This window comes from Mycobacterium sp. IS-1496 (assembly GCF_001499995.1).
Classification (GTDB): Bacteria; Actinomycetota; Actinomycetes; order Mycobacteriales; family Mycobacteriaceae; genus Mycobacterium.
Genome location: NZ_LQIU01000004.1, coordinates 1 through 26,704, shown reverse-complemented (window position 1 = coordinate 26,704; position 26,704 = coordinate 1). Strand labels below are relative to the sequence as shown.

26 protein-coding genes and 1 pseudogene are annotated in these 26,704 nt (G+C 68.1%); 11 read left to right on the top strand and 16 right to left on the bottom strand.

The window, feature by feature from the left end:
* Positions 1–2: 2 nt before the first annotated feature.
* From AU195_RS03335 to AU195_RS03320, 4 genes are read left to right on the top strand one after another with little or no spacing between them, the layout of a single operon-like run.
* Complete coding sequence (locus tag AU195_RS03335; RefSeq protein ID WP_059157646.1) at positions 3–698, top strand: SRPBCC family protein; 696 nt, start codon at positions 3–5, stop codon at positions 696–698.
* Positions 695–1,585, top strand: coding sequence for an FAD binding domain-containing protein (locus tag AU195_RS03330; protein ID WP_059157645.1), 891 nt, complete (start codon positions 695–697; stop codon positions 1,583–1,585). Before AU195_RS03335 ends, AU195_RS03330 begins: the two co-directional genes overlap by 4 nt.
* Positions 1,578–2,072, top strand: a complete 495-nt coding sequence (locus tag AU195_RS03325; RefSeq protein WP_059157644.1) for a (2Fe-2S)-binding protein — start codon at positions 1,578–1,580, stop codon at positions 2,070–2,072. Before AU195_RS03330 ends, AU195_RS03325 begins: the two co-directional genes overlap by 8 nt.
* 17 nt (positions 2,073–2,089) lie before the next feature.
* Positions 2,090–2,494, top strand: a complete 405-nt coding sequence (locus AU195_RS03320; protein WP_059157643.1) for a DUF6632 domain-containing protein — start codon at positions 2,090–2,092, stop codon at positions 2,492–2,494.
* On the opposite strand, the gene AU195_RS03315 is transcribed toward AU195_RS03320, so the two are convergent.
* Both AU195_RS03315 and AU195_RS03310 read right to left on the bottom strand, forming a co-directional pair.
* Positions 2,477–3,313, bottom strand: a complete 837-nt coding sequence (locus AU195_RS03315; protein WP_059157642.1) for an SDR family oxidoreductase — start codon at positions 3,311–3,313, stop codon at positions 2,477–2,479. The two genes, AU195_RS03320 and AU195_RS03315, sit on opposite strands and share 18 nt — an antisense overlap.
* Positions 3,314–3,374: 61 nt before the next feature.
* Positions 3,375–4,271 carry an enoyl-CoA hydratase gene (locus AU195_RS03310; protein ID WP_059157641.1) on the bottom strand — a complete coding sequence of 299 codons (897 nt, stop codon included), beginning with the start codon at positions 4,269–4,271 and terminating at the stop codon, positions 3,375–3,377.
* Positions 4,272–4,329: 58 nt separating this feature from the next.
* Here AU195_RS03310 and AU195_RS25890 point away from each other — a divergent pair, with 58 nt between their 5' ends.
* Both AU195_RS25890 and AU195_RS03305 read left to right on the top strand, forming a co-directional pair.
* Entirely contained in the window at positions 4,330–4,494 is a 165-nt protein-coding gene (locus AU195_RS25890; RefSeq protein WP_011857095.1) for a hypothetical protein, read from the top strand.
* Entirely contained in the window at positions 4,495–5,958 is a 1,464-nt protein-coding gene (locus AU195_RS03305) for an alpha,alpha-trehalose-phosphate synthase (UDP-forming) (RefSeq protein ID WP_059157640.1), read from the top strand.
* A gap of 2 nt (positions 5,959–5,960) precedes the next feature.
* On the opposite strand, the gene AU195_RS03300 is transcribed toward AU195_RS03305, so the two are convergent.
* From AU195_RS03300 to AU195_RS03245, 12 genes are all read right to left on the bottom strand, one after another.
* The gene (locus AU195_RS03300; protein WP_059157639.1) at positions 5,961–6,455 is read right to left on the bottom strand and encodes an Rv1363c family protein; all 495 of its coding nucleotides are present in this window, start codon (positions 6,453–6,455) and stop codon (positions 5,961–5,963) included.
* Entirely contained in the window at positions 6,455–7,138 is a 684-nt protein-coding gene (locus AU195_RS03295) for an Rv1363c family protein (protein WP_059157638.1), read from the bottom strand. The genes AU195_RS03300 and AU195_RS03295 overlap by 1 nt, the downstream gene beginning before the upstream one ends.
* A gap of 1 nt (position 7,139) precedes the next feature.
* On the bottom strand, positions 7,140–8,894 hold the full coding sequence (locus tag AU195_RS03290; RefSeq protein ID WP_059157637.1) for an MCE family protein: 1,755 nt from the start codon (positions 8,892–8,894) through the stop codon (positions 7,140–7,142).
* The gene (locus AU195_RS03285) at positions 8,894–10,081 is read right to left on the bottom strand and encodes an MCE family protein (protein WP_082702949.1); all 1,188 of its coding nucleotides are present in this window, start codon (positions 10,079–10,081) and stop codon (positions 8,894–8,896) included. Before AU195_RS03285 ends, AU195_RS03290 begins: the two co-directional genes overlap by 1 nt.
* Positions 10,078–11,376 (bottom strand): MCE family protein, encoded by a 1,299-nt coding sequence (locus AU195_RS03280; RefSeq protein ID WP_059157732.1) that lies wholly within the window; start codon positions 11,374–11,376, stop codon positions 10,078–10,080. Before AU195_RS03280 ends, AU195_RS03285 begins: the two co-directional genes overlap by 4 nt.
* 37 nt (positions 11,377–11,413) lie before the next feature.
* The gene (locus AU195_RS03275) at positions 11,414–12,472 is read right to left on the bottom strand and encodes a virulence factor Mce family protein (protein WP_059157636.1); all 1,059 of its coding nucleotides are present in this window, start codon (positions 12,470–12,472) and stop codon (positions 11,414–11,416) included.
* Entirely contained in the window at positions 12,465–13,499 is a 1,035-nt protein-coding gene (locus AU195_RS03270) for an MCE family protein (protein WP_059157635.1), read from the bottom strand. Before AU195_RS03270 ends, AU195_RS03275 begins: the two co-directional genes overlap by 8 nt.
* On the bottom strand, positions 13,499–14,701 hold the full coding sequence (locus tag AU195_RS03265) for an MCE family protein (protein ID WP_059157634.1): 1,203 nt from the start codon (positions 14,699–14,701) through the stop codon (positions 13,499–13,501). The genes AU195_RS03270 and AU195_RS03265 overlap by 1 nt, the downstream gene beginning before the upstream one ends.
* 3 nt (positions 14,702–14,704) lie before the next feature.
* Positions 14,705–15,547, bottom strand: a complete 843-nt coding sequence (locus AU195_RS03260) for an MlaE family ABC transporter permease (RefSeq protein WP_059157633.1) — start codon at positions 15,545–15,547, stop codon at positions 14,705–14,707.
* A gap of 34 nt (positions 15,548–15,581) precedes the next feature.
* Positions 15,582–16,346 (bottom strand): MlaE family ABC transporter permease, encoded by a 765-nt coding sequence (locus AU195_RS03255; RefSeq protein ID WP_059157632.1) that lies wholly within the window; start codon positions 16,344–16,346, stop codon positions 15,582–15,584.
* Between the two features lie 261 nt (positions 16,347–16,607).
* The gene (locus AU195_RS03250) at positions 16,608–17,531 is read right to left on the bottom strand and encodes a 3-oxoacyl-ACP reductase (protein ID WP_059157631.1); all 924 of its coding nucleotides are present in this window, start codon (positions 17,529–17,531) and stop codon (positions 16,608–16,610) included.
* A 14-nt stretch (positions 17,532–17,545) separates the two neighbouring features.
* The gene (locus AU195_RS03245; RefSeq protein WP_059157630.1) at positions 17,546–17,737 is read right to left on the bottom strand and encodes a ferredoxin; all 192 of its coding nucleotides are present in this window, start codon (positions 17,735–17,737) and stop codon (positions 17,546–17,548) included.
* A 179-nt stretch (positions 17,738–17,916) separates the two neighbouring features.
* Here AU195_RS03245 and AU195_RS03240 point away from each other — a divergent pair, with 179 nt between their 5' ends.
* The 3 genes from AU195_RS03240 to fadD17 are packed head-to-tail and all read left to right on the top strand — an operon-like array spanning position 17,917 to position 21,707.
* The gene (locus AU195_RS03240; RefSeq protein WP_059157629.1) at positions 17,917–19,095 is read left to right on the top strand and encodes an acyl-CoA dehydrogenase family protein; all 1,179 of its coding nucleotides are present in this window, start codon (positions 17,917–17,919) and stop codon (positions 19,093–19,095) included.
* 9 nt (positions 19,096–19,104) lie between these two features.
* Positions 19,105–20,202 (top strand): acyl-CoA dehydrogenase family protein, encoded by a 1,098-nt coding sequence (locus tag AU195_RS03235; protein ID WP_059157628.1) that lies wholly within the window; start codon positions 19,105–19,107, stop codon positions 20,200–20,202.
* Between the two features lie 2 nt (positions 20,203–20,204).
* Positions 20,205–21,707 carry a long-chain-fatty-acid--CoA ligase FadD17 gene (gene fadD17, locus AU195_RS03230; protein WP_059157731.1) on the top strand — a complete coding sequence of 501 codons (1,503 nt, stop codon included), beginning with the start codon at positions 20,205–20,207 and terminating at the stop codon, positions 21,705–21,707.
* Between the two features lie 132 nt (positions 21,708–21,839).
* Here the strand turns inward: fadD17 and AU195_RS03225 are convergent, their stop codons facing one another.
* Positions 21,840–22,961, bottom strand: a complete 1,122-nt coding sequence (locus tag AU195_RS03225; RefSeq protein ID WP_059157627.1) for an NAD(P)H-dependent flavin oxidoreductase — start codon at positions 22,959–22,961, stop codon at positions 21,840–21,842.
* Between the two features lie 2 nt (positions 22,962–22,963).
* A complete protein-coding gene (locus tag AU195_RS03220) occupies positions 22,964–24,613 on the bottom strand; it encodes an acyl-CoA synthetase (protein WP_059157626.1) in 1,650 nt (549 codons plus the stop codon).
* Between the two features lie 69 nt (positions 24,614–24,682).
* Here AU195_RS03220 and AU195_RS03215 point away from each other — a divergent pair, with 69 nt between their 5' ends.
* Positions 24,683–25,492: a crotonase/enoyl-CoA hydratase family protein gene (locus AU195_RS03215; protein ID WP_059157625.1), complete on the top strand. Its 810-nt coding sequence runs from the start codon at positions 24,683–24,685 to the stop codon at positions 25,490–25,492.
* Between the two features lie 278 nt (positions 25,493–25,770).
* Positions 25,771–26,604: pseudogene (locus tag AU195_RS03210) on the top strand (type IV toxin-antitoxin system AbiEi family antitoxin); the annotation flags it as partial.
* Positions 26,605–26,704: the final 100 nt, after the last annotated feature.

The following is a 26,704-nucleotide window of genomic DNA, read 5'->3' as shown; positions in this document are numbered from 1 at the left end:
CCGTGGAACTGAACAACGAATTCCGGGTCGCGGTACCCGCCGCCAAGACCTGGGAGGTGCTCACCGACGTCGAGCGCGTGGCGCCGTGCCTGCCCGGCGCGACACTGCTGTCGGTCGACGGCGACGAGTTCACCGGCGCGGTCAAGGTCAAGGTCGGCCCGATCACGGTGTCCTACCAGGGAATTGCCGCGTTTCAGGAGAAGGACGCCGCCGCCCAGCGGGTCGTGCTCAAGGCCTCGGGCAAGGAGACGCGCGGTAACGGCAACGCCGCCGCCGTCGTCACCGCACAGCTCAAGGACGAGGGCGATGCCACGCAGGTCGTGATCAACACCGACCTCACCATCTCCGGTAAGGCCGCCCAGTTCGGCCGCGGTGTGCTCGCCGACGTCGCGACCAACCTCATCGGCCAGTTCGCCAATGCCCTCGAGGCCGACCTGCTCGGCGACGCGCCCAAGGCGACGACGGCGCCCACGGCCGAGGCGGCCACCGCCGCCGCCCAGCCCGCCGCGGCTGACTCGGTCGATCTGCTCAAGGTGGTGGCGGTGCCGATGGCCAAACGCTTCGCTCCGGTGGTCGCCGGTGTGGCGGCCGGCGCCGCGGTGGGCTTCCTGATCGGCCGTCGCCCCCGCCGCGCGAACCCCGCCGCTGCGCTGGCCGAGGACCTGCAGGCCGCACTCGTTCGCCTGCTGTCGTCATGAAGGCCGCCCCGTTCGCGTACCACCGCCCGGCCACGGTGACCGAGGCGGTGCAGATGCTCGGCGAGTTCGGCGAGGACGCCAAGATCCTCGCCGGCGGCCAGAGTCTGGTGCCGATGCTGGCCATGCGGCTGACGCACTTCGAGCACCTGATCGACATCTCCCGGATCGGGGAGTTGACGGGCATCGACCTCGTCGACGGGCAGATCGTCGTGCGCGCGGCGACACCGCACGCGCTGGTCGGACTGGACGACGAGGTCGCCGAATCGGTGCCGCTGCTCACGTTGGCCACCCCGCACATCGGGCACTTCCAGATCCGCACCCGCGGCACCCTCGGTGGCGCGATCGCGCACGCCGACCCCGCCGCCGAGTACGCCGCCGTGGCACTGGCGCTCGACGCGCAGGTCGAGGCGGTGTCGAGCCGTGGCCGCCGCGATGTCGCCGCCGCGGACCTCTTCACCGGCCTGTGGGAGACCTCGCTGGCGGCCGACGAGATCCTGACCGCCGTTCGGTTTCCGGTGTGGAGCGGCCGGTGCGGTTTCGCGGTCGAGGAATTCGCCCGCCGCCACGGCGATTTCGCGATCGCCGGCGCAGCCGTCGCTCTGGAGGTCGACGGCGACGACCGGGTGACTCGGTGCGGTATCGGGCTGCTCGGCCTGGGGTCGACCCCGCTGCGCGGCACCGACGGCGAACAGGCTCTCGTCGGGACGCGGCTTCCTGACATCAGCGCCGACGAGGTCGGCAGGCTCACGCTGGCCGCGTTCTCGGAGGTGCCCGCCGATCTGCAGGGTTCGGCGAGCTATCGGCGCCGGGTCGGTGCCGCGATGGTCTCGCGTGCCCTGACGTCTGCCGCCGCACAGGTGACTTCGGAGGAGATGATCCATGCATGAGCTGCCGGTCGAGGTGACGGTCAACGGCCGCACCCGTCGCGGAGTGGTCGAGCCGCGAATCACGTTGGCCGACTTCCTGCGCGAGAACTGCGGGCTCACCGGGACCCACCTCGGCTGCGAGCACGGGGCGTGCGGCGCGTGCACGGTGCTGCTCGATGGGCAGGCGGTCCGCTCCTGCCTGGTGTTCGCCGTGCAGGCCGACGGCCAGGAGGTCACCACCGTCGAAGGCATCGCCGGGCCCGACGGCCGGCTCTCCCCCGTGCAGTCCGCGATGAAGGAGTGTCACGGGCTGCAATGCGGTTTCTGCACACCGGGTTTCGTCACGTCGATCACCGCGCTGCTGGCCGACAACCCCGACCCGAGCGACGAGGAGATCCGCGAAGGTCTCTCGGGCAACTTCTGCCGGTGCACCGGATACCAGGGCATCGTCAACGCCGTGCGGCTCGCGGCCGAGAAGACGCGCAACGGAGAGATCGTCACGTCCTGAGCGCGCACAATGGCACCATGGCGCCGTCGACCAGCTACCGCCTACTGCGGGTCGCGCTCGCCGTGTTCGGCACGGTGATGCTGCTGCTCTATCCTCTTGCGCTGGTGTGGCCGTCGGGGTGGGCGTGGCATCCCGGCGCACCGCACGGGTCAGACTACTTCATGATGATCGTCGGGCTCTACGCCACCCTCGGCGTGTTCCTCTGGATCGCGGCGCGCCGGCCCGAAGCCCACCTGAGCCTGATCTGGTTCACCGTGTGCTCGAGTGTCGTGCACGCCGCGATCATGGCGGTGCAGTCGTTCGGCGGTGGAAACCACATGGGACACCTGCTCGGTGACGTCCCGGCGCTGCTCCTGGTGGCCGTCGTGCTGTCGGCGCTGGTGCTGACCTCGGGTCTGCGGCGCTCAGACCACTCCGCGTAGCCCGTCGGCGCCGAAGAGCGGCTCGAGCATCCCGGACATGTCCGGGCCGCGCCGCAGGTTGTGTCCGCCGTCGACGTTGATGACCTGACCGGTGATCCACGAGGAGGCGTCGCTGAGCAGGAACACCGACAGGTTCGCGATGTCGGCGACCTCGCCGAACCGCGGCAGCGGCGTGCACGCGCGGTAGTCCGCCGACACCTCCGGCGACTCCAGGATGGGCCCGACGAGGTCGGTCTGGATCAGACCCGGACGGATGCCGTTGACCCGCACCCACGACGGGCCGAGTTCGTCGGCGGCGAGCTTCATGATGTGGTCGAGCGCGGCCTTGCTCGGCCCGTAGGCGCCGAACCAGCGGTGCACGTTGCTCGACGCGATCGACGAGATCCCGACGAACGATCCCCCGCCGCCGCGCACCAGTTCCCGGGCGGCGTGCTTGAGCACGTACATGGTGCCGTTGACGTTGAGATCCACCGTGCGCCGCCAGGCGTCGGAATCGATCTGGGTGATCGGCCCGATGGTCTCCGATCCGCCCGCGCTGTGCACCACGCCGTGCAGTCGGCCGTGCCATGCGGTGGCGGCCTCGACCAGCCGCGCCGCCTCGTCCTCGTTGGTGACGTCGGTGGGCTCGTAGCGGACCTCGCCGGACCCGTCACCGGCCGCGGCGGACAGTTCGTCCACCGTGGCGGCGAGCCGGTCGGCGTTGCGGCCGGCGAGCATCACGTCGCCGCCCGCCGCGAGGATCGCCGCGGCGACACCCTTGCCGATACCGCTGCCACCGCCGGTGACCACATACGTTCTCTCCGCCAAGGACAGCTGCACCGCGACCCCTTCGTCGTGAGACCTCAACACGCCCCGAACTGAAACGCGTTCTAGTTATACGTCACGGCTCGTCGCGCCGGGCCAACTTCGGTGCGCCCAGCTCGCGCCAGTCCGGCACGTCCGGCGGCATGCCGACCGCCATGCGGTTCTCGTTGTGCGCCGCCCAGTGCGCGTGGCCGAGTTCGTGGATGTGGAAGCCGTGCCGCAGCGCCTCGGTGAACCCCATCGCGTCGGCGGCGGCGTTGACCGAATCCTTGACCAGCAGCGCGGCCATCGTCGGCAGCGCGGCGATGCGGCGCGCGAACTCGACGGTCTTGTCCTCGAGTTCGGCGCGCGGGAAGATCTTCGACACCATGCCGAGGCGGTGCGCCTCGTCGGCGTCGATCGAGTCCCCGGTCAACAGCAGCTCTTTGGCCTTGCGCGGGCCGAACTCCCACGGGTGGGCGTAGTACTCGACACCCGGCATACCCAGCCGGACCGCCACCACGTCGCTGAACTTCGCGTCGACGGAGGCGACGATGAGGTCACACGCCCAGATCAGCATCAGCCCCGCCGAGATCGCGTTGCCCTGCACCTGGGCGATCGTGATCTTGCGCAGATCGCGCCACCGCCGCGTGTTCTCGAAGAAGTAGTGCCACTCCTGCAGGTAGATCTTCTCCGCGATGGCGGGCCTGGTCGCGCCGTTGATCCGGAATGTCGGATGCTGCGCGGGACCGGGGCCGCGTTCGGCGATGGCCTCCTCGGAGCCGAGGTCGTGGCCGGCGGAGAAGTTCTTGCCGCGCGCGGCCAGGATCACCACCCGCACCTGATCGTCGGCCTCCGCGCGCCCGAACGCCTCGTCCAGCTGCACGAGCAGCGTCCGGGACTGGGCGTTCTGCGTATGCGGCCGGTCCAGCCAGATCCGCGCGATGCGCCCGTCGTCGAGGGTCTCGTACGTCACCTGCTCGGCGTCTGCCACAGCAGCACCCTACGCGGGCGTGTCGCAGGCCCGTGCGCCGGTCGCCTAGAGTTGGAACATGCCTGCAAAGTCAGATCCAGCCGAGATCGGCGACGTCGAGCCGCTGGCCGACAGCACCGCGCGCCAAGCCCGCAAAGTCGTCGCCGCCTACGCCGTCGACGCCGACGAATGTCGCGTCTTCTTGTCCATGCTCGGCATCGGACCGTCGAAGCTCGAGGCGTAAGTGGCTTCGGAGGGCGACCCAGGCGTTGGCTCCGGAGACTCCGACTTCGTCGTGGTGGCCAACCGGCTCCCGATCGACATGGAACGGCTGCCCGACGGCAGCACGTCGTTCAAGCGGAGTCCCGGCGGACTGGTCACCGCGCTCGAACCGCTGCTGCGCAAACGCCACGGCGCGTGGATCGGCTGGGCCGGCATCCCGGACAGTCCCGAGGACCCGATCGAGGACGACGGTCTGCAGCTCTACCCGGTCTCCCTCTCGGCCGACGACGTCGCCGACTACTACGAGGGTTTCTCCAACGCCACCCTCTGGCCGCTCTACCACGATCTGATCGTCAAGCCGATCTACCACCGCAAGTGGTGGGACCGCTACGTCGAGGTCAACCGCCGCTTCGCCGAGGCGACCGCCCGCGCGGCGGCGCAGGGCGCCACGGTGTGGGTCCAGGACTACCAGCTGCAGTTGGTGCCGAAGATGCTGCGGATGTTGCGGCCCGACCTGACGATCGGCTTCTTCCTGCACATCCCGTTCCCGCCGGTCGAGCTCTTCATGCAGATGCCGTGGCGCACGGAGATCATCGAGGGCCTGCTCGGCGCCGACCTCGTCGGTTTCCACCTGCCCGGCGGCGCACAGAACTTCCTCTACCTGGCCCGTCGCCTGACCGGCGCCAACACCTCCCGTGCCACCGTGGGTGTGCGGTCACGCTTCGGCGAGGTGCAGGTCGGGTTCCGCGCGGTGAAGGTCGGCGCGTTCCCCATCTCGATCGACTCCGACGAACTGGACAGCAAGGCCCGCAACCGCACCGTCCGCCAGCGCGCCCGCGAGATCCGCAACGAGCTGGGCAATCCGCGCAAGATCCTGCTCGGGGTGGACCGCCTCGACTACACCAAGGGCATCAACGTGCGCCTCGAGGCGCTCTCGGAACTGCTCGAGGACGGCCGCGTCGACCGACACGACACCGTGTTCGTGCAGTTGGCCACCCCCAGCCGGGAACGCGTCCAGAGCTACATCGAGATGCGGGAGGACATCGAACGCCAGGTCGGCCACATCAACGGCGAGTTCGGCGACGTCGGCCACCCGATCGTGCACTACCTGCACCGGCCGATACCCCGCGACGAGTTGATCGCGTTCTTCGTGGCCGCCGACGTCATGCTCGTCACCCCGCTGCGCGACGGGATGAACCTGGTCGCCAAGGAGTACGTGGCCTGCCGCAGCGATCTGGGCGGCGCGCTGGTGCTCAGCGAATTCACCGGAGCCGCAGCCGAACTCCGTCAGGCGTACCTGGCCAACCCGCACCACCTCGAAGGCGTCAAGGATGCCATCGAGGCGGCGCTGAACCAGGAACCCGAGGAGGGCCGCCGGCGGATGCGCGCGCTGCGCAGGCAGGTCCTCGCCCACGACGTCGACCGGTGGGCCAGGGCGTTCCTCGACGCGCTCGCCGACACCCGCGCCGGCGCCAAACCCGTCTGAGACTAGATCGGCGTGATGTAGTCGATCAGCCACCTGCCGTCGACCTTGGAGTAGTCGACCCTCAGCCGGCTGCCGTCGTAGATCGGCTTACCGTTCTTCTCGATGACCGTGCGGTTCAGGTACACCATGACCTGCGCCGAATCACGTTGTGCATCAAGCACACCGACACCGACGACGTTGGCCTGGCTGACCACCTGACGTTCCCGAGCCTGGGGGATGATGTCCTTGGTGGCGCGGTCGCGGAACTCCTGGCGGAACTCCGGCGCCAGCATGGTGTACGCCTCGGTCAGGCTGCGCTCGACGGTCTGGTAGTCGTATCCGAACACCTTCGGGATCTGCTCGGCGGCCAACGGGGCCAGCTCGGCGCGGGCCTGCTGGGCACCGCGCGTCTCGACCCGCTCCCAGAACAGCCGGCCACCCACCGCGGCCAGCGCCACGAAGACAACCGCGCACAGCACGCTCACCACACCCGCCAGCCGGGTCGGCCACTTCCCCATCAGTTACCGCCGTCGGGGTACTTGAGGTCGTACCCGGTCATGTGACCGTTGTCGTCCTCGTGGACGATCACCCGAAGCCGGTACGGCTGCGACGGCTGGTTGTTGCCGTCGATGTCGGTGATGGTCACGCGCACGGCGACCAGCACCGACGCGTTGTCGGCGATGGGGTCGAGCTTCTCCAGCGCGGCACCGTTGATGACGGCCTCGGAACTGGCTTCGGTCTCGCGGAACAGTGCCTTGAGGTTGTCGACGTTCTCCCCTTGGCTGAGCATGTCGCGCAGTGGACCGCTGGTGCCGTCGACGAACCGGTTCACGCTCTCGTCGATGGTGTCCTGCGTGTAGCTGAACATGTTGACCACGGTCTGCGCCGCGGTGTCGACGAACCGCTGCTCACGGGCCTGCGTCGCGTCGGCGTCGCGCTGCTGCGCCGACCACACCCCGACCAGCGTGGTCACCGCGGCCAGCGCCGGCGCCAGCACTCCCAGTGCCACCGACGCGACCAGTTTCCGGTGCGGGTGGCGGCGCGCCGGCGGCGCGGCCGGCCGGGGACTGCGCACCCGCGTGGTCGCCGGTGCCTCGACCCGAACGCCGACCGGTTCGGTGACGCTGCCTTTCGCCGGGCCGGCCGCGCGCGACGCACGCCGACGCACCGGCTTCGTGGTCGAAGCCGATTGTTCAGTCATCTCACATCTGCCTTGGAGCCATCATCAGGTCTGCCCAGTTTTCCGCAGGCGCCAGTTTGTCAGCTCCCGGGGCGTACACGCCAACCCCTCCGGCGGGATCGGCGAAGACGCCCGTCCTGGTGTCGTAGCTGGCCGTCGTCGGACCACTGGCCATCGGGGCCTCCGCGGGCAACGGACCGGGCAGCGGACCCGGCAGCGGACCGGGCCCCGGCGGGGGCTCCGGCGCGGGCACCGGCGGAGCGTCGGCCGGTGGCGGCGGAGCCAGCGACGGCGGAGGAGGCGGTGGCGCAGGCGCCGGCCGGCCGTACGGCGGCACGACCTGGTCCGGCGGGGCGTAGTACGGCAGCGGCGTCGGAACACCCGGCTCGTTCGGCGGCACCGGCAGCGGGAACGGCGCATGCGGCGCCGGGCCCGGGCCAGGCGGCACACCCGGCGGGAGCTGCACCACCGGCGGCCCCGGATCGGGGTCGACCTGCGGCGGGATGAAGGGGAACTTGTTCTGCGGAAGGATCATCCGCGGATCCTGGATCGGTTCCCCGATCGGCACCGGCGGGCCGCGCCACGGGTTGCTGCCGATCGGCACGAAACCCTTGGGGTCGCGGCACAGCGCCACGGTCGGCGCGCGCTTGCCCGGGAACTCCATGCACGGGTAGTTGCGGGCGCCGCGCACGACGGTGGGGTCGTTGTGCGGGGCCTTGCAGTACAGGTCCCTCGGCAGGTCGCGCAGCGTCGTGTCGGCCGGCGAGCGGATCGACGTCGGCGGCAGGAAGCCGACCGAGCAGGTCGGCGGGTCGTTGAGGTGGATCTTGAAGTCCAGCTTGCCGCCTTCGTCCTGCGGCACCCCGCCCGCGACGGTGTTCAGCGCGGCCAGCAGGGCCGGGAAGATCACCAGCGCCTGCTCGAGGGACTTGTTGTAGATGACGCCGATGCGCCCGAAGTTTGCGAGGTTGGCGGCCAGCACCGGGAAGGTCGGCCGGATTCCCTCGAACGTGGTGTTGGCCGCCTGGGTGGTGCCGGGCACGGTCTCGAGGGTCGCGCGCAGCTGCGCGTCGGCGCCTGCCACGTTGCTGGTGACGTCGGCAAGCCCGTCGGCCAGCGATCGGATGTCGTCGCCGCTGCGGATCTGCGCGTCGAGGAACGGACCGGCCTGGTCGATCAGCTGGGAGACCTCGTCGTAGTTCGCGTTCGCCTCGTCGACCAGCAGCCGCGAGGACTGGATCAACCGCGACAGCTCGGGTCCGGAACCGTTGAAGGCCTTGAACGTCTCACGCAGCACATCCTGGATCCGGCTGTCGCCGACGCTGGTGACCAGCCGGTCGGCCTCCTCGAGCAGCCCGGAGATGTCCTGGCCGATCGCGGTGCGGTCCAGCCCGATGTAGGCCCCGTCGCGCAGCATCGACTGCGACGCCCGCTCCGGCGGCACCAGGTCGATGTACTGCTCGCCGATCGCCGAGACGCTCTTCACCGTCGCGGTGACGTTCTCGGGCACCGGGGTGCCGCTGTTGAGCCGCATCTGGGCCACGACGCCGTCGTCGGCGAGACCGACCTTCTCGACCCGGCCGACCGTCACGCCGCGATAGGTGACGTTGGCGTTCTCGTAGAGACCGCCACCCGCGGTGAACTTCGCGTCCACGTTGTAGGCGCCGATGCCCACGGCGGCCGGTAGGTGCAGGTAGAACAGCGAGATCGCGCCGACGGTCAGGACCGTCACGACGGCGAAGATCGACAGTTGGATTTTGGTCAGCCGGGTCAGCATCAGGGCGCCGCCTCGTGTTGGGTGGCCGTGCCGGGCGGGATCTTGAACGGATCAGCCGCCTGACCCGACAGGTTGGCCATCGCACCGGTGAGGAAGTCGGGCGGGTTGATGACCTCGCTCATGCGCTTCATGTTCGGGTCCAGGCCGAGCGAGGTGGTGAACACCGATTCCCCGATGCGCCGCAGCGTCAGGTCGAACGTGGTGAACACGTTCAGGTAGTCCCCACGCACCGCGTTGCGGAGGTACTTGTAGTGGAACGGGAACGTCGGCAGGAACTCCAGAGCCTTGATGAAGTCGTCGGCGTTGTCGTTGAGCGACTTGATCACCGGGTAGAGGTCCTTGAAGTCCGCGGCGAAATCGTCCTTGGTCTGCGACAGGATCCGCGACCCCACGAGGGCGAAGCTGCGCAGGGCGGCGAACGCGTCGACGATGTTGGCGCGGTTGTTGTTGAGCACCTCCAGGGCGGCGGGCAGCGTGTCGAGCGTGCGGCCGAGGCTGTCCCTGCTGCGGGCCAGGATTCCGGCGAACCGGTTGAGCCCCTCGGCCGCGGCGATGATGTCGGCAGTCTGGCGGTCCAGCGATGTCGTCAGCTCGGCGAGGCGCGGGACCAGGTCGGTGAACTTGTCCTGGCGGCCCGCGACCGCAGCGTAGGCCTCGTCGGTGATGTCCTGCAGCGCACCGAGATTGCCCTTGTTGACCACGACGCCGAGTGACGACAGCACCTCTTCGGTGGTCGGGTAGCGACCGGTGCGGTCGAGCGGGATCTGGGAGCCCTCCTTGAGCTTTCCGATCTCCGGTTCGCCCTCCGGCGCTGACAACTCGACGTGCTGCGACCCCAGCAGGGAGGTCTGGGCCACCTTCGCGGTCGCGTTCTCGGGCAGGTTCACGTTGCCGTCGAGGGACAACTCGACGGCTGCGTAGAACGAGCCGTCGGAACGCTGCACCGCATCGATGCCGGACACGCTCCCGACCGTGACGTCGTCGACCATCACCGGCGAGTTCTGCGGCAGCGTCGCCACATCCGGCAACTGGACGGTGATCTTGTAGGAGCCGGCGCCGTGGCCCGCGGTGCCGGGCATGTTCAGCGAGTTCAGACCGCCGAACTGGCAACCGGCCAGCAGCAGCGCCCCGCCGCCGAGCGCGATCGACCGGTAGCCGACGCGGGACACGTTGCGTCGCAAGGTCATCGGGGACCTCCCTCGGCCGGCAGCAGCGGCACACCGTTGAGCGAGTTGCCCGGCGGCAGGAACAGCGCGTTCAGATCCTCCTGCGCGGCCGCCGGATCCGGCGTGACCCCCGGCGCGTTCTGCCACTGCAGATACGGCACCGGCGTCTTGGCCTTGGCCTCGGTCTGCGGGGTGTCGTAGAGGATCTGCCCCTTGTACGCGGTGATGCTGTTGATCGGGTGGAACAGCAACGGCGGGAAGTTCATCGCGATCCGCTTGAACACCGGGCCCATGCGCTGCCGGCAGATCTCGGCGCGCTTGTAGTTGTCTGTGGTCGCGGCGGCGTCGAATGTGCCACCGCAGATGAACTGGACGGGATTGGCGAAGTTCGGCAGCGTCAGCAGGCCGCCGACGGTGCCCTGGGCCGGGTTGTAGATGTTGTAGAAGTTGGCCAGACCGTTGGGGGTCACGTGCAGGATCTGCTCGATGTCCTCGCTGTGGTCGGTGAGGATCTGGGTGAAGTCGGCCAGCCTGCCGATCTGTCCGATGAGCGCGTCGTTGCTCTCGTCGAGCAGGTCGCGCACGTCGACGAGCGCCTGGTTGAGTGTGCCCAGCGTGTAGTCGAGGTCTGCGGTGCTCTCGGCGAGGACCTGCGACACCGAGGCCACGTGGTTGGAGAACTGCACGATCTGCTCGTTGCTGTTCGACAGTGCGTTCACCAGCACCTGCAGGTTGCGCACGGTGCCGAACAGGTCGGTGCGGGAGTCGCCGAGACGGCCCGCGGTCTGCGACAGTTCGCGCAGCGCCTGCCGGAACGAGTCGCCGTTGCCGTCGAAGGTGTCGGCGGCCTGGTTGACGAAGGCGCTCAGCGGGCCCTGCATCGACCCTTCCTGCGGGCCGAGTTGGGAGCTCAGTGCGGTGAGCTGTTCCTTGACCTCGTCCCATTCGACCGGAACCGCGGTGCGGTCCAGACCGATGGCGGCGCCGTCCTCCATGACCGGACCGCCGGTGTAGGCGGGGGTGAGCTGGATGAACCGGGCGGCGACCAGGTTCGGCGCGATCATCAACGCCTTGGCGTCGGCGGGGACCTGCACGCCGTGGTCGAGCGTCATCGTCACCTTGACGTCCTCGGCCCGCGGGTCGATCGTGTCGATCTTGCCGACCGGGACGCCGACGATGCGCACCTCGTCGCCCGGGTACAGGCCGACCGCCGAGGTGAAGTACGCGGTGATCTTGTGGCCCGTCCGCGACGGCCACACCAGGTAGATGCCGACGGCCAGCGTCACCACGAGCAGGGCTGCCAGGCCCACCCGCATCCAGCGGCCGCGCGATTTCACTGGATCCCCTTGTGCGTCATGGCGACTTCGGCCTGATGATCATGCGCTCCGAGATATAGCCGCGCAGGTAGTCGGAGAGGCTGTCCGGCAGCTTGCCGGGCTGGAAGTAGGTGTCCAGCAGCACCTCGGCCAGCGGCGCGGGCGGCAGGCCGTACAGGTTGATCTGGAAGCCGGGACCCGAGCCGACGACCTCACCGAGAGCGGTGGCGTACGGCGGCAGCCTGCGCAGGGCCTCCTTGATGTGCTCGCGACGCTCCAGCAGGTTGTCCATCACCAGGTTGAGCTTCTCGAGCGCGGGGCGGAACTCGCGGCGGTTGTCGTTGACGAACCCCGAGAGTTGTTCGGAGACATCGTCGATCCCGGCGATCAGATTGCTCAGCGCCTGGCGCCGCTCGTCGAGCGCGGCGAACAGCAGGTTGCCGTCGGTGATCAGCTGGTTGACCTGACCGGCCCGCTGCGCCAGCGTGTCCGAGACCCGCTTGGCGTGGCCGAGAAGCTGTTCGAGCGCCTCGTCGCGCGCGTTGAGGCTGCGGGACAGGTTGGTGATGCCGTTGAGCGCACCCCGCAGTTGCGGAGTGGCCTCGCGCAGCGAGTCGGTCAGTGTGGCCAGCGCCTGCTCGAAGCGCGGCTTGTCCAACTCGCCCACGTTGTTGCCGAGATCCTGCAGCGCAGTGTTCAGCGTGTACGGAGTCGTGGTGCGCCCCAACGGGATCACCGTCGAGGATCCGGCACCCTGCGGGGTGACCGACAACGACTTCTCACCGAGCACGGTGTCGGTCTTGATCGAGACCATCGACTGGTCCCCGACCCGCACCTTGCGGTCGACGGTGAAGTTGACCTTGGCGGCGTCGCCGGCCAGTTCCACGCCGTCGACCTTGCCGACCGTGATGCCCGAGACGTTCACGTCGTTGCCCGGGGTGATTCCGCCGGCGTCGGTGAAGTAGGCCTCGTACGACTTGCCCTGCGGGAAAAACGGCAGCTTGGTGTAGCCGAACGACACCAGCACCAGGCAGGTCACTATGACGATGCCGAAGATGCCGGTACGGAGCGGATTGGTGCTGTCGGGTCTAGCCACTTTCGGAACACCTCCCCTTGGACGGATCCGGCGGGCCACCGACCGGGATCAGGATGTCGCTGCCGGCCGGACCATTGATCTTCAGCCGGGTCGAGCAGTAGAAGATGTTGAAGAACGACCCGTACGCACCGAGCGCGTTGAGCCGCAGGTAGTTCTCGGCGAGCGGTTCGATCACCTTGTTGACGTCGGCCTTGCGCTCGTCGAGCCGCTGGGCCAGCGGCCGCGCGTTCTCGATGACGCCCTGCAGGGGGCGGCGCGACGCCTCCAGCATCTCGGTCAGGTCGTTCTCCGCGGTCGCGAGCGGCTCGATGGCGCCCGCGATCGGATCCCGCCCTTGTGCGAGCCCGGTGATCAGCTGCTGCAGCCGGTCGACGCTGGCGTCGAACTGCGCACCCTTCTCGTCGACGGTGCCCAGCACGGTGTTGAGGTTCGTGATCACGTCACCGATGAGCTGATCACGCGCGGCCAGGTTCTGGCTGAACGATCCGGTGGTGGCCAACAGGTTCGCCAGCGCGCCGCCCTGCCCCTGCAGGAGTTCGATCACCGCGCTGCTGAGCTCGTTGACCTTCGCGCCGTCGAGACCCTTGAGCACCGGGCGCAGCCCCCCCAGCAGCGCGTCGAGGTCGAGCGCAGGCTGGGTGTTCTGCTTGGGGATCGTCGACCCGGCCGGCAGCTTGCGCAATTCGCCCGGCCCGCTGGTGATCTCGAGATACCGGTCGCCGACCAGGTTCTCGTACCGGACGACGGCCCTGGTCGAGGTGTAGAGCTGGTACTTGTTGTTGACGTCGAACGCGACGTCGACGGTGTTGTCCTCGTTGAGTTTGATGTCCTTCACCGTGCCGACCGGAACGCCCGCGATCCGCACGTCCTGGCCAGCCTTCAACCGCGAGGCCTCGGAGAAGTTGGCGTGATACGAGTTGCTCGACGCGAACCGGAATTCGCCGAACACCACGACCAGCATCGCGGCGACGAGCAGCATCGCCACCGTGAAGATCCCGACGTTGAGCAGGTTTCCGTCGCGCTTCATCAGTACTCGTCCTTCTCGGCGAACGCGCCGTTGAACAGGAACTGCACCGTCGACGGAGCGTCGAACTGCAACTCGGTGTTCGGCTGGTACGGCACGTAGGCGTTGTCGGTGACCACGAACGGGGTGTGGTACCAGGAGCCGCCGTACTGCTTGTTCGGCAGGTTCGGCAGGCCCCGGCAGTTGGGTCCGCCCGAGGCGTTGACGATGGGCAGGCTCTCCGGATACGTGTACGCCGGTGACCCGGGCAGGAAGTTCGACGACACGAACAGGCCCGGCCGGATACCGCCGATGATCGGCGCGAACCGGTCCACGGCGACGGCGGTACCCGTGAGCACACAGCCGATCACCGGGGAGTACTCACCGGCCACCTTCAGCGGCGCCCGCAGCCGCTGGATCGCCGCGATGTAGTTGTCGGCGGCCGGTTCCAGCGTGGCCGTGCCGTTGTTCGCCAATCCGGTGGCGGCCAGCAGCGTGGTGTTCAGGTTCTGCTGCTGATCGACGATCGTGTTGCTGATCGTCGGGGCGTTGTCGAGGATCCGCGCGATGTCGGGGCCGGCGTCGCCGTAGATGTTGGTCACCTCGGCCGCCTTGCGGAAATCCTCCTGCAGCGTGGGCAGCTTCGGGTTCAGCTGAGCCAGGTAGTAGTTGAGGCCCTCCAGCAGGGCGCCCATGTCGTCGCCGTTGCCGCGCAGACCCTCCCCCAGCGCGCTGAGCGTGGCGTTGAGGTTGATCGGGTCGATCTTGCCGAGCACGTCGGTCAGGGTCTGGAACAGCGTGTTGACCTCGAGCTGGACGTCGGAGGCCTGCACCTCGGCCCCGGGTCGCAACGACGTCTGCTGCGCGTCCTCCGGCGGGATGAACTCGACCGCCTTGGCGCCGAACACCGTTGTGCCCGCGATGCGCACGGGCGCGTTGGCGGGGATGTACTTCATCTCGTCGCTGCGGATGGCCAGGGTCAGCTTCGCCCGGTCGCCGGCGTACTCGATCTCCTTGACCTCGCCGATCTGGATGCCGCGGTACTTCACCTTCGCGTCGGTCTCCATGACCAGGCCGGCGCGCGGCGAGAAGACGGTGACGGTGTCGGTCGAGGTGAACGCCGCGGTGTACGACAGGTAGGTGAAGATCGTGGCGGCAACGAGGATCGCCGCCAGGATCGCGGCGGCGATGCGTACGTGACTGCGCTTCGCGTCGATGTCTGCCACCCCCTAGCCCGACAGGTTGAAGTTGCCGGACGCGCCGTAGACGGCGAGCGAGATGAACAGGGTGATGGTGACGACCACGATCAGCGACGTCCGCACGGCCTGACCGACCGCGATGCCGACGCCGACCGGCCCGCCGGAGGCGTTGTAGCCGTAGTAGGTGTGCACCAGCATGACGGCGATCGACATGACGATCGCCTGCAGGAACGACCACAACAGGTCGCTCGGTACCAGGAACGTGCTGAAGTAGTGGTCGTAGAGGCCCGCCGACTGGCCGTTGATGAACACCGTGGTGAACCTGGCGGCGAAGAACGCCGCGAGTACCGACAGCGAGTACAGCGGGACGATCGTGATCAGCCCGGCCATCAACCGCGTCGAGACCAGGTACGACACCGAGTGCACGGCCATCGACTCGACGGCGTCGATCTCCTCCGCGACCCGCATGGCACCGAGCTGCGCCGTGGTACCGGCGCCGATCGTGGCCGCCAGCGCGATGCCGGCGATGACCGGGGCGACGATGCGGACGTTGAGGAAGGCCGACAGGAAGCCGGTCAGCGCCTCGATGCCGATGTTGCCCAGCGACGAGTAACCCTGCACGGCGATGACACCGCCCGAGGCCAGGGTGAGGAACGCCGCGACGCCGACCGTGCCGCCGATCATGACCAGCGCACCGGCGCCCATCGTCATCTCCGCGATGAGCCGGATGGTCTCCTTGCGGTAGCGGGTCAGCGCGTTGGGGATGTAGCGCATGGTCTCGCCGTAGAACAGCGCCTGCTCACCCACCGTGTCCACGACTTTGGGCGCCCAGCGGAAGGCGCGGCGCAGTCGGACTGTGGCGTCGAAACTCATGATGTCGTCTTATTCGCGTGAAGGCCCATGATTGCTACCGCACCAGCACCCGGACGCCGATCGCCGTCATGATCACGTTGATGACGAACAGGCAGATGAAGGCGTACACCACGGTCTCGTTGACCGCGATGCCGACGCCCTTGGGGCCGCCCTGCACGGTCAGCCCGCGGTAGCAGCCGACCAGCCCGGCGACGACCCCGAACAACAGCGCCTTGATCTCGGCCAGCACCAGCTCGCCGAGCCCGGTGAGCACCGTCAGGCCGTTGATGAACGCGCCAGGGTTCACACCCTGCAGGAAGACCGAGAACACGTATCCGCCGCTCAAGCCGATCAGACACACGAGCCCGTTGAGCAGCAGCGCGACGAACGTCGAGGCCAGCACGCGCGGCACCACGAGGCGCTGGATCGGGTCGATGCCGAGGACGCGCATGGCGTCGATCTCTTCGCGAATCGTGCGCGCTCCGAGGTCGGCGCAGATGGCGGTCGCACCCGCGCCCGCCACCACGAGCACGGTGACCACGGGCCCGAGCTGGGTGATGGTGCCGAAGGCGGTGCCCGCACCCGACAGGTCGGCGGCGCCGATCTCGCGCAGCAGGATGTTGAGCGTGAACGCCACCAGGACCGTGAAGGGGATGGCGACCAGCAGGGTCGGGATCAGTGAGACCCGCGCGATCATCCAGGTCTGGTCGAGGAACTCCCGGAACTGGAACGGCCTGCGGAAGGTCTTCACAAAAGTGTCGATGGACATCTCGACGAATCCGCCGACCGCCCGGGCCGGCGCCGCGAGCTGTTCGATCAACCTCGGCTCCGTTCTCGGGGCGGGGTGCTGCGAACTCCGGTCGCGGCGAAGATTCGGTCGAATCTCGCCGGGACGGCCTTCCCACCCCTGGTTCAGACGATGCGCTCAGTGAGCCGGATCATACTAACTAGAACACGTTCGCAGTGTCAAAGAACGACAAAATCCGTCATGAAGGGCATGTTTGTGCAGGTCAGAGCGGGTGTGATCCAGGTCATTCTGTAACGTGTTCTACCTCGATCTGAGGCATGACAACCGAGACTGTCAGTCTCGCGACTCCATCAGCGCGGTCGCCGAGAATCCACGTTCGGGGTCGCGATCAGCAAAGTAACCCCGCAACGTCTCGCTCAGGTCTCGGAGGTCCCACGCGTCGGATTCCGCCGCGAAGTGGGCCTCCGCGACGGGTGCCGCCACCAACGTCACCTTCGGACCGTAGACGATGAACAGCTGCCCGTTGACCGCTTCCGATGCCGGCGAGGCCAGAAACCGCACCAAAGTGACGACATGATCGGTCGACAGCGGGTCGATCCCGGCGGTCGAGGGGTCGGGCGCATCCCCGAACACGCCGGCGGTCATCGCGGTCCTGGCCCGGGGGGCGATCGCGTTCGCCCGCACCCCGAACCGGTCGAGCGCCCGGGCCGCGGACAGTGTCAGCGCGGTGATGCCCGCCTTGGCCGCCCCGTAGTTGGGCTGGCCGACCGGACCCGAGAGGCCCGCCTCCGACGAGGTGTTGACGATGCGGCCGTAGACCTTCCCGTCGCCGGCCTTGGCCTTCGCGCGCCAGTACGTGGCCGCGTTGCGGGTGAGCAAGAAGTGCCCGCGCAGATGGACCGCGATCACCGCGTCCCACTCCTCGTCGGACATGTTGAACAGGATGCGATCGCGGGTGATGCCCGCGTTGTTGACGACGATGTTCAGCCCGCCGAGGCCCTCGGCGGTCTCGACGAGTTCGTCGGCGGTCGACCGCTGGCTGATGTCGCCGGCGACCGCGACGCCCTTCGACCCGGCGGCGGAGATCTCGTCGAGGACGTCGGAGGCGTCGAGCGCGGCGGCCATGTCGTTGACCACCACGGTGGCGCCTGCGGCGGCCAGACCGATCGCCTCGGCGCGCCCCAGGCCGGCGGCGGCACCCGTCACCACGGCGACGCGGCCGGACAGATCGGTCAGGTCGTTACTGGGAGTCGTCACTTTTATGAATACCTCTAGTCTCTGCGGTTCAGCGCGGCGCGCGGGCACTCGGCGATCGACTGCTCGGCCACGTCTTCCATGTCGGCGGGTACCGGATCCTGCTTGACGACGGCGTAATCCTCGTCGTCCAGATCGAACAAGTCCGGCGCAATTCCCACGCAGACCGCGTTGCCCTCACACCGGTCCCGGTCGACTTCCACTCGCATGACAACCTCCTCGCGACAGCTGTTCGGACGGCCCGCCCGAACTTGGGGGCCAGAATACGACCCGCCGGGACGGCATGTGCACAACACCGGTCTGGACCCCAAGACTAGAACGTGTTACAACCTGGTGGAGCGGGCGGCCCGGAGGGTCGCCCGAGACGCGGCACAGTGAGGACGGCGCGATGCGGATCGGCTACACCCCCGAGCAGGAGGAGTTGCGCCGCGAACTGCGGACGTACTTCACCAAGCTCATGACACCCGAGCGCGCCGAGGCGCTCGCAAGCAATGACGGTGAGATGGGGCGCGGCAACGTCTATCGCGAGACCGTCGCGCAGATGGGCAAGGACGGCTGGCTGACGCTGTCGTGGCCGAAGGAGTTCGGCGGTCAGGCCCGCCCGCCGATGGACGGCCTGATCTTCAACGACGAGGCCTCGATCGCGAACGTGCCGGTGCCGTTCCTGACGATCAACAGCGTCGCGCCGACGATCATGGCGTTCGGCACCGAGGAGCAGAAGAAGTTCTTCCTGCCCAAGATCGCCTCGGGCGATCTGCACTTCTCGATCGGCTACTCCGAACCCGGTGCGGGCACCGACCTGGCGTCGTTGCGCACCACCGCGGTGCGCGACGGGGACGAGTACGTCATCAACGGCCAGAAGATGTGGACCTCGTTGATCGCCTACGCCGACTACGTCTGGCTGGCGGTGCGGACCAACCCCGAAGCCAAGAAACACCGCGGCATCTCGATGCTGATCGTGCCCACCACCGCGGAGGGTTTCTCCTGGACGCCGGTGCACACGATGTCCGGTGTGGACACCAGCGCCACCTACTACCAGGACGTCCGGGTGCCGGTGTCGAGTCTGGTCGGCGAGGAGAACGCGGGCTGGAAGTTGGTCACCAACCAGCTCAACCACGAACGCGTCGCGCTGGTGTCGGCGCAGCCGATCTTCGTCGCCCTCGACGGGGTCCGCGAGTGGGCACAGAACACCAAGGACGCCCACGGCAGACGCCTGATCGATTCCGAGTGGGTGCAGCTGAACCTGGCCCGGGTACACGCCAAGGCTGAGGTCCTCAAGCTGATCAACTGGGAGTTGGCGTCCACGGAGGCGGCGCCCTCGCCGGCCGACGCGTCGGCGGCCAAGGTGTTCGGCACCGAATTGGCCACCGAGGCCTACCGCCTGCTGATGGAGGTGCTGGGCACCGCTGCCACGCTGCGCCCCAACTCCCCGGGCGCGCTGCTGCGCGGACGCGTCGAGCGCATGCACCGATCCTGCCTGATCTTGACGTTCGGTGGCGGCACCAACGAGATTCAGCGCGACATCATCGGCATGGTCGCGCTCGGCCTGCCCCGGGTCAACCGGTAGAGGAGCATCATGGATTTCTCGACGACCGAAGCCGCGGACGACCTCGGCGGCCTGGTCCGGACCATCACCGAATCGGTGTGCACACCCGAGCACCAGCGTGAGCTCGACGGGCTCGAGCAACGCTTCGACCGCGATCTGTGGCGCAAGCTGATCGACGCCGACGTGCTGTCGACGACGGCGCCGGAGGCGTTGGGCGGCGGCGGGTTCGGGGTGCTCGAGGAGGTGGCCGTGCTCGTGGCGCTGGGCCGTCAGCTGTCCGCGGTGCCGTATCTGGAATCGGTGGTGCTCGCCGCGGGCGCGGTGTCGGCCTTCGGATCCGAGCAGCTGCAACAGGATTGGGCGACTCCGGCCGTGGCGGGCGAGAAGGTGCTGACCGTCGCGCTCGAGGGCGAGATGGGCCAAGGCCCGGTCCAGGCGCAGAGCGACGGTTCCGGCTACCGGCTGACGGGTTCGCGCACGCTCGTGCCCTTCGGCCCGGTCGCCGATGCGTTCCTGGTGCCCGCCGACGGCGATGGCGGCGTGCGGGTGTTCCTGGTCGCCGCGGGCGATCCCGGTGTGTCGGTTGAGGTTCTGGACACCACGGGTCACGGCAGTGTCGGACACCTGGAGCTTTCCGGTGTCGAACTCGGCGCCGACCGGGTGGTCGGCGACGCCGAGGTGCTCGCCTGGTTGATCGTCCGGCACGGCCTCGGCCGCGCGGCGTTCCAGCTCGGGGTGCTCGATCGGGCGCTGGAACTGACCGCGACGTACGCCCGTGAACGCGAGCAGTTCGAACGGCCGATCGGCAGCTTCCAGGCGGTCTCGCAACGGCTCGCCGACGGGTACATCGACATCAAAGGTCTTCGACTGACGCTGACCCAGGCGGCCTGGCGGGTCTCGGAGGGTCTGTCCGCCGACATCGACGTGGCGAGTGCGGCGTTCTGGGCGGCCGAGGCCGGCCACCGGGTCGCGCACACGGCGGTCCATGTGCACGGCGGTGTGGGCATCGACACCGACCACCCGATCCATCGGTATTTCCTGGCGGCCAAGCAGACCGAGTTCGCGGTCGGCGGAGCGACGGGACAGTTGCTGCGCATCGGCCGCGAACTGGCCGACACCCCGGTGTGACCGTGGGCCCTGCCCCCACTGTCTCGAACCTTCTGGCGCCGTTGGTCGATGTCGACGACCGCGGCATCCACGCCGACTGTGGGTTCGTCAGTTGGCGCGAGCACATCGGGTCGGCGGCGGCGGTGGCTTCGGCGCTGCGGGCGCGGTTGGATCCGGACAAACCGCCGCATGTGGGTGTTCTGCTCGGCAACACTCCGTTCTTCTCCAGCGTGCTGGTCGCGGCAGCGCTTTGCGGCCTCGTCCCCGTCGGGTTGAACCCCACGCGCCGCGGTGCGGCGTTGGCCAGTGACATCGCCAGGGCCGACTGTCAGGTGGTGCTCGCCGACGGCGGCGCCCCGGTGCCCGACGGCGTCGAGTACATCGACGTCGAATCCCCGGACTGGCGCGACGAACTGGCCGCCCATCGCGACGCCCCGGTGCGCTTCGGGTCCCCGGATCCCGACGATCTGTTCATGTTGATCTTCACGTCCGGCACGAGCGGCGAACCGAAGGCCGTCCGGGTGACGCATGAGAAGGTGGCGTTCCCGGGGCGGATGCTGGCCGACCGGTTCGGACTCGGCCCGTCGGACGTCTGCTATCTGTCCATGCCGCTGTTCCACTCGAACGCGGTGATGGCCGGATGGGCGGTGGGGGTGGCCGCCGGCGGATCGCTTGCGCTGCGCCGGAAGTTCTCGGCGTCGCAGTTCATTTCAGATGTCCGTCGCTTCGGCGCCACGTATGCCAACTACGTCGGCAAGCCGCTGTCGTACATCCTCGCCACGCCGCCGCGCTCCGACGACGCGGACAATCCGCTGAAGATCCTGTACGGCAACGAGGGTGCGCCCCGCGACCTCGACCGGTTCGCGCGACGGTTCGGCGTCGTCGTCGTCGACGGTTTCGGCTCGACCGAGGGCGGGGTGGCGATCGCCCGGACGCCCGACACCCCCGAGGGGTCCCTCGGTCCGCTGACCGACGACGTGGCGATCGTCGATGTCGACACCGGTGAACGGTGCCCGCCCGGCAGGGTCGGTGAGTTGGTGAATCCCAACGGACGCGGGCAGTTTCGCGGTTACTACAACGACGAAGCGGCCGAGGCCGAGCGGATGGCCGGCGGGATGTACCACAGCGGTGACCTGGCCTACTGCGACGAGAACGGGTTCATCTACTTCGCGGGCCGCCTCGGGGACTGGATGCGGGTCGACGGAGAGAACCTGGGAACGGCGCCGATCGAGCGAATCCTCCTGCGCCACAACGACATCATCGAGGTGGCTGTCTACCCTGTCCCCGACCCCGCGGTGGGTGACCGGGTGATGGCGGCCCTCGTGTTGAGGCCGGGCGCCGACTTCGACGTCGACAAGTTCCAGGCCTTCCTCGCCGAGCAGTCGGATCTGGGGCCGAAGCAGCGGCCGTCGTACGTCCGCCTCAGCTCGGGGCTACCGCGCACCGAGACGTTCAAGGTGCTCAAGCGGCACCTGTCGGCGGAAGGTACCTCGTGTGCTGATCCGGTGTTCGAGATCGCGCGCTGAGCACCATCCGTCACATCGGCACCAATTCCCGGCCGGCCTCCCTCTCCGAAACTCGATAGCGCCGGCGATATCAGATAGCGCCGGCGATATCACTTTTCGACGGCGGCACACGACCCTGCCGGTCAGCGTCCGTCAGCCCTCGCGGATGCCGTCCAACCTCTTCGACGCCTCGTCGAAGCCCGACACGAGTTCGGCGATGATGTCGGCGACCGGACGGATCTCGTTCATCCGGCCGACGATCTGACCGACCGGCATCGACACCGTGTCCGGGTTGTCCGACTCGTTCATCCGCTGATGGGCCTCGCTCACGAGGATGTTCTGCAGCGGCATCGGCAACGGTTCCGGCGCCTCCGGGGCGTCCCAGGCTTCGGTCCACTTCGTCTTCAGCAGCCGCGCCGGCTTACCGGTGTAGATCCGCCTGCGCACCGTGTCGCTGGACGTCGCGCGCAGCATCGCCTCCTGGATCGTCGACACCCCGCTCGGTTTCCGGTGTCCGAGATCGTATTCCGCAGACGTCAGGAACGCCGAACCCATCCACACCCCGGACGCGCCGAGCGCCAGCGCCGCCGCCACCTGACGCCCCGTGCCGATGCCGCCGGCCGCCAGCACGGGTGCCTGCCCGTTCAGCGCGTCGACGATCTCCGGCCACAGCACCATCGAGCCGATCTCACCGGTGTGCCCACCGGCCTCATGGCCCTGGGCAACGACGATGTCGACGCCGTTGTCGACATGTCGTTGAGCATGTTTGGCGCTACCGGCAAGCGCCGCGACGGGGACACCCGCTTCGTGCACCTGGTCGATGACGTCCTTCGGCGGCGAGCCCAGCGCGTTGGCGATCAGCTTGATCGGATGCTTGAGCGCCACCTCGACGTGTGACCGCGCCACCGAGTGCAGCCAGCCCAGCACACCTTCGTTGCGGGCCTCGTCCTCCGGCAACGGCGGCACCCCGAGATCGGCGAGTGTCTTGTCGACGAACTCCCGATGCGTCTGTGGGATCAGCTTGTTGATGTCGACCGCGGTGCCCTCGGTGGGGATCTTCGCGGGCATGACGACGTCGACGCCGTAGGGCTTACCGTCGGTGTTCTCGTCCATCCACTGCAGGACGTTCTCGAGGTCGTCGGAGTCGTTGAACCGGACGCATCCCAGCACACCCATCCCGCCGGCGCGGGTGACGGCGGCGGCGACCTTCTCCGACGGTGTGAAGACGAAGATCGGGTACTCGATGCCGAAGCGGTCACACAGTTCGGTACGCATGGTTACTTGGCTCCAACGTGATTGGCGTGCGTCTCGTCCGCGGGACGCGACTCGGTCTGTTCCTTGGCCCAGCGGTAGTCGGGCTTCCCGGCCGGGGTGCGCTGGATCGCGTCGGCCCACCAGACCTTGCGCGGCACCTTGTAGCCGGCGATCTCGTTGCGGATGAACGTGTCCAACTCTGCCAGCGACGGGGTGGCGCCCTCGCGGCGCTGGATCACGGCGGCGACACACTGACCGAAACGGTCGTCCGGCACACCGACCACCAACGCGTCGAAGACGTCGGGGTGACCCTTGAGCGCGCCCTCGACCTCTTCCGGGTAGATCTTCTCGCCGCCGCTGTTGATCGACTGCGAACCGCGTCCGAGCATCGTGACGCTGCCGTCCTCCTCGACCGTCGCGTAGTCGCCGGGGATCGCGTAGCGGACGCCGTTGATGGTGCGGAACGTCTCGGCCGTCTTCTTCTCGTCCTTGTAGTAGCCGACGGGGATGTGGCCACGCTTGGCGATCATCCCGCGCACACCGCTGCCGGGCTTGACCTCGTTGCCGTCGTCGTCGAGCACCACGACGTTCTTGTCGATGGTGACGCGCGGACCGCCGGTGTGGGTCTGCCCCTTGACCACGACGCTCGACCCGCCGAACCCGGTCTCCGACGAACCGATCGAGTCGGTGATGATCCGGTTGGGCAGCAGTTCGAGCAGTTGGTCTTTGAGCGCGGGTGAGAACAGCGCCGCGGTGCTGGCCAACAGGAACAGGTTGGACAGGTCGAACTCGTCGCCGTTGGCCTGATGGGCGACCAGCGCGTCGAGGAGCGGGCGGGCCATCGCGTCACCGGTGAAGAACAGCAGGTTGACCTTGTGCTGCGCACAGGTCCGCCACACCTCTTCGGGGTCGAATTCCGGCACCAGCACGACGGTCTGCCCGGCGAACAGCGCCATCCAGGTGGCCGACTGCGTCGCGCCGTGGATCATCGGCGGAATCGGGTAGCGGACCATCGGGGCGTTCTCGGCGGCCTGCTTGGCCAGGCCGTATTCGTCGGCGATCGGCTCGCCGGTGGCGAAGTCGGTGCCGCCGAACAACACCCGGTAGATGTCCTCGTGGCGCCACATCACGCCCTTGGGGAAACCGGTGGTGCCACCGGTGTAGAGCAGGTAGATGTCGTCCTCGCTGCGCGGGCCGAAGTCGCGTTCGGGCGAGCCCTGCTCCAGCGCGGCGTAGAACTCGACACCGCCGTAGCCGGAGAAGTCCTCGCTGCTGCCGTCCTCGATGACCAGCACGGTCTCCAGGCCCGGGATCTCGGGTTTCACGTTCGCGACCCGCGGGCTGTACTGGCGTTCGTGGATGAGCGCGACCATGTCCGAGTTCTCGAACAGGTAGCGCAGTTCGCCCTCGACGTAGCGGAAGTTGACGTTGACCGCGATGGCTCCGGCCTTGACGATGCCGACCATGCCGATCACGATCTCGATGCGGTTGCGGCAGTAGAGGCCGACCTTGTCGTCCTTCTTCACACCCCGGTCGATCAGGTAGTGCGCGAGCCGGTTGGCCCGCTCCTCGAGCTGGCCGTAGGTCAGCGTTTCGTCGCCGCTGATCAGGGCGACACGGTCAGGCACGGCGTCGATGGCGTGCTCGGCAAGATCAGCGATGTTCAGGGCCACGGACCCAAACTAGAACGTGTTACATTTCCTGACAAGTCTGTGGCATCGACGCTGGAAGGCGGACCGTCCGTGAGCGACGCACAAGTCACCGAGAAGCAACCCGACGCACTCGTTGAGCAGCGCGGACACACGCTGGTCGTGACATTGAACCGGCCCGAGTCGCGCAATGCGCTGTCCACCGAGATGCTCTCGATCATGGTCGACGCGTGGGACCGCGTCGACAACGATCCGGAGATCCGCTCGTGCATCCTCACCGGGGCCGGCGGCTACTTCTGCGCCGGGATGGACCTCAAGGCCGCCACCGCCAAGCCGCCGGGCGACTCGTTCAAGGACGGCAGCTACGACCCGTCGCGCATCGACGGTCTACTCAAGGGCCGCCGGCTCACCAAGCCGCTGATCGCCGCCGTCGAGGGTCCCGCGATCGCAGGCGGCACCGAGATCCTGCAGGGCACCGACATCCGGGTGGCCGGTGAGAGCGCGAAATTCGGCATCTCCGAGGCGAAGTGGAGTCTGTACCCGATGGGCGGGTCGGCGGTGCGCCTGGTCCGGCAGATTCCGTACACGATCGCGTGTGACCTGCTGCTGACAGGACGCCACATCACCGCGGCCGAGGCGCTCGAATACGGCCTGATCGGTCACGTGGTCCCCGACGGCACCGCCTTGGACAAGGCGCTCGAGATCGCCGAGGTCATCAACAACAACGGCCCGCTGGCGGTGCAGGCGATCCTGCGGTCGATCCGCGAGACCGAGGGCCTGCACGAGAACGACGCGTTCAAGATCGACACCAAGATCGGCATCGAGGTCTTCCTCTCCGAAGACGCGAAGGAGGGCCCGCGGGCGTTCAAGGAGAAGCGGGCGCCCAACTTCAAGATGAAGTAGGCGCACGGGCCGGCGCCCCGTGCGCCGAACGTGCGGTGAGTGCGAAAACCCCGCCCCTTTCTCGCACTGAGCGCACGTTCGGTGCGCTGTCGGTGCGCTGTCGGGTGCCGAACGTGCGGTGAGTGCGAAATCCCCGCCCCTTTCTCGCAGTGAGCGCACGTTCGGTGCGCTGTCAGTGCCCCGTGCGCCGAACGTGCGGTGGGTGCGAAAACCCCGCCCCTTTCTCGCAGTGAGCGCACGTTCGGTGCGCTGTCGGTGCCAGTCGGCACACTCCCCGCATGGGGGAGCCATTCATCGGCAGTGAGGCCACCGCGTCCGGGGTTTTGACCGCGTATCAGCTGCGCAGTCGTTTCCGCGCGGTGTTCCCGGATGTGTATGCGCCGCGGGACACCGAGTTGACCGCGTCGCAGCGCGCAACGGCGGCATGGCTGTGGACGCGACGCGACGGCGTGGTCGCCGGACAGTCGGCGGCGGCGCTGCACGGCGCCAAGTGGGTCGACGCCTCGCAACCTGCCGAAGTGTTGTGGCCCAACCGGCGCCCGCCACACGGCCTCCGGACGTGGTCGGACCGCGTCGCCGACGACGAAGTCCAGACCGTGGAGGGTGTTCGAGTGACGACGCCAGCCCGCACGGCACTCGACATCGCATGCCGTTACCCGCTCGACAAGGCCGTCGCGGCGATCGACGCGCTCGCCCGCGCGACGCACCTGAAGATCGCCGACGTAGAACTGCTGGCCGAGCGGTACCGGGGTCGACGCGGGATGCGCAACGCCTACAGCACGCTCGGCCTCGTCGACCCGGGCGCCGAATCACCACGTGAGACCTGGCTGCGGCTCCTGGTGATCCGCAACGGGTTTCCTCCCCCGCAGACGCAGATCCCCGTGTACGACGAACACGGTCAGCTCGTCGCCGTCGTGGACATGGGGTGGGAACACATGAAGGTCGCGCTCGACTACGAAGGTGGCCACCATCGCGATCCGGACCGCTTCAACAAGGACATCCACCGGTACGAGGCCGTGACCGGGCTCGGGTGGATCGACATCCGGGTCACCTCACGCGACACCGAAGGCGGCATCGTGCGCCGGCTACAGGCGGCTTGGGCGCAGCGAACGTGTGCTCAGCGCGAAAACAGGGGGGCGGTTTCAAGCGGTCGATGCAACACCCTTCTGATTGAGGAGTGTTGTGGGTTCGAATCGTGTGTTGCGGTCGAGG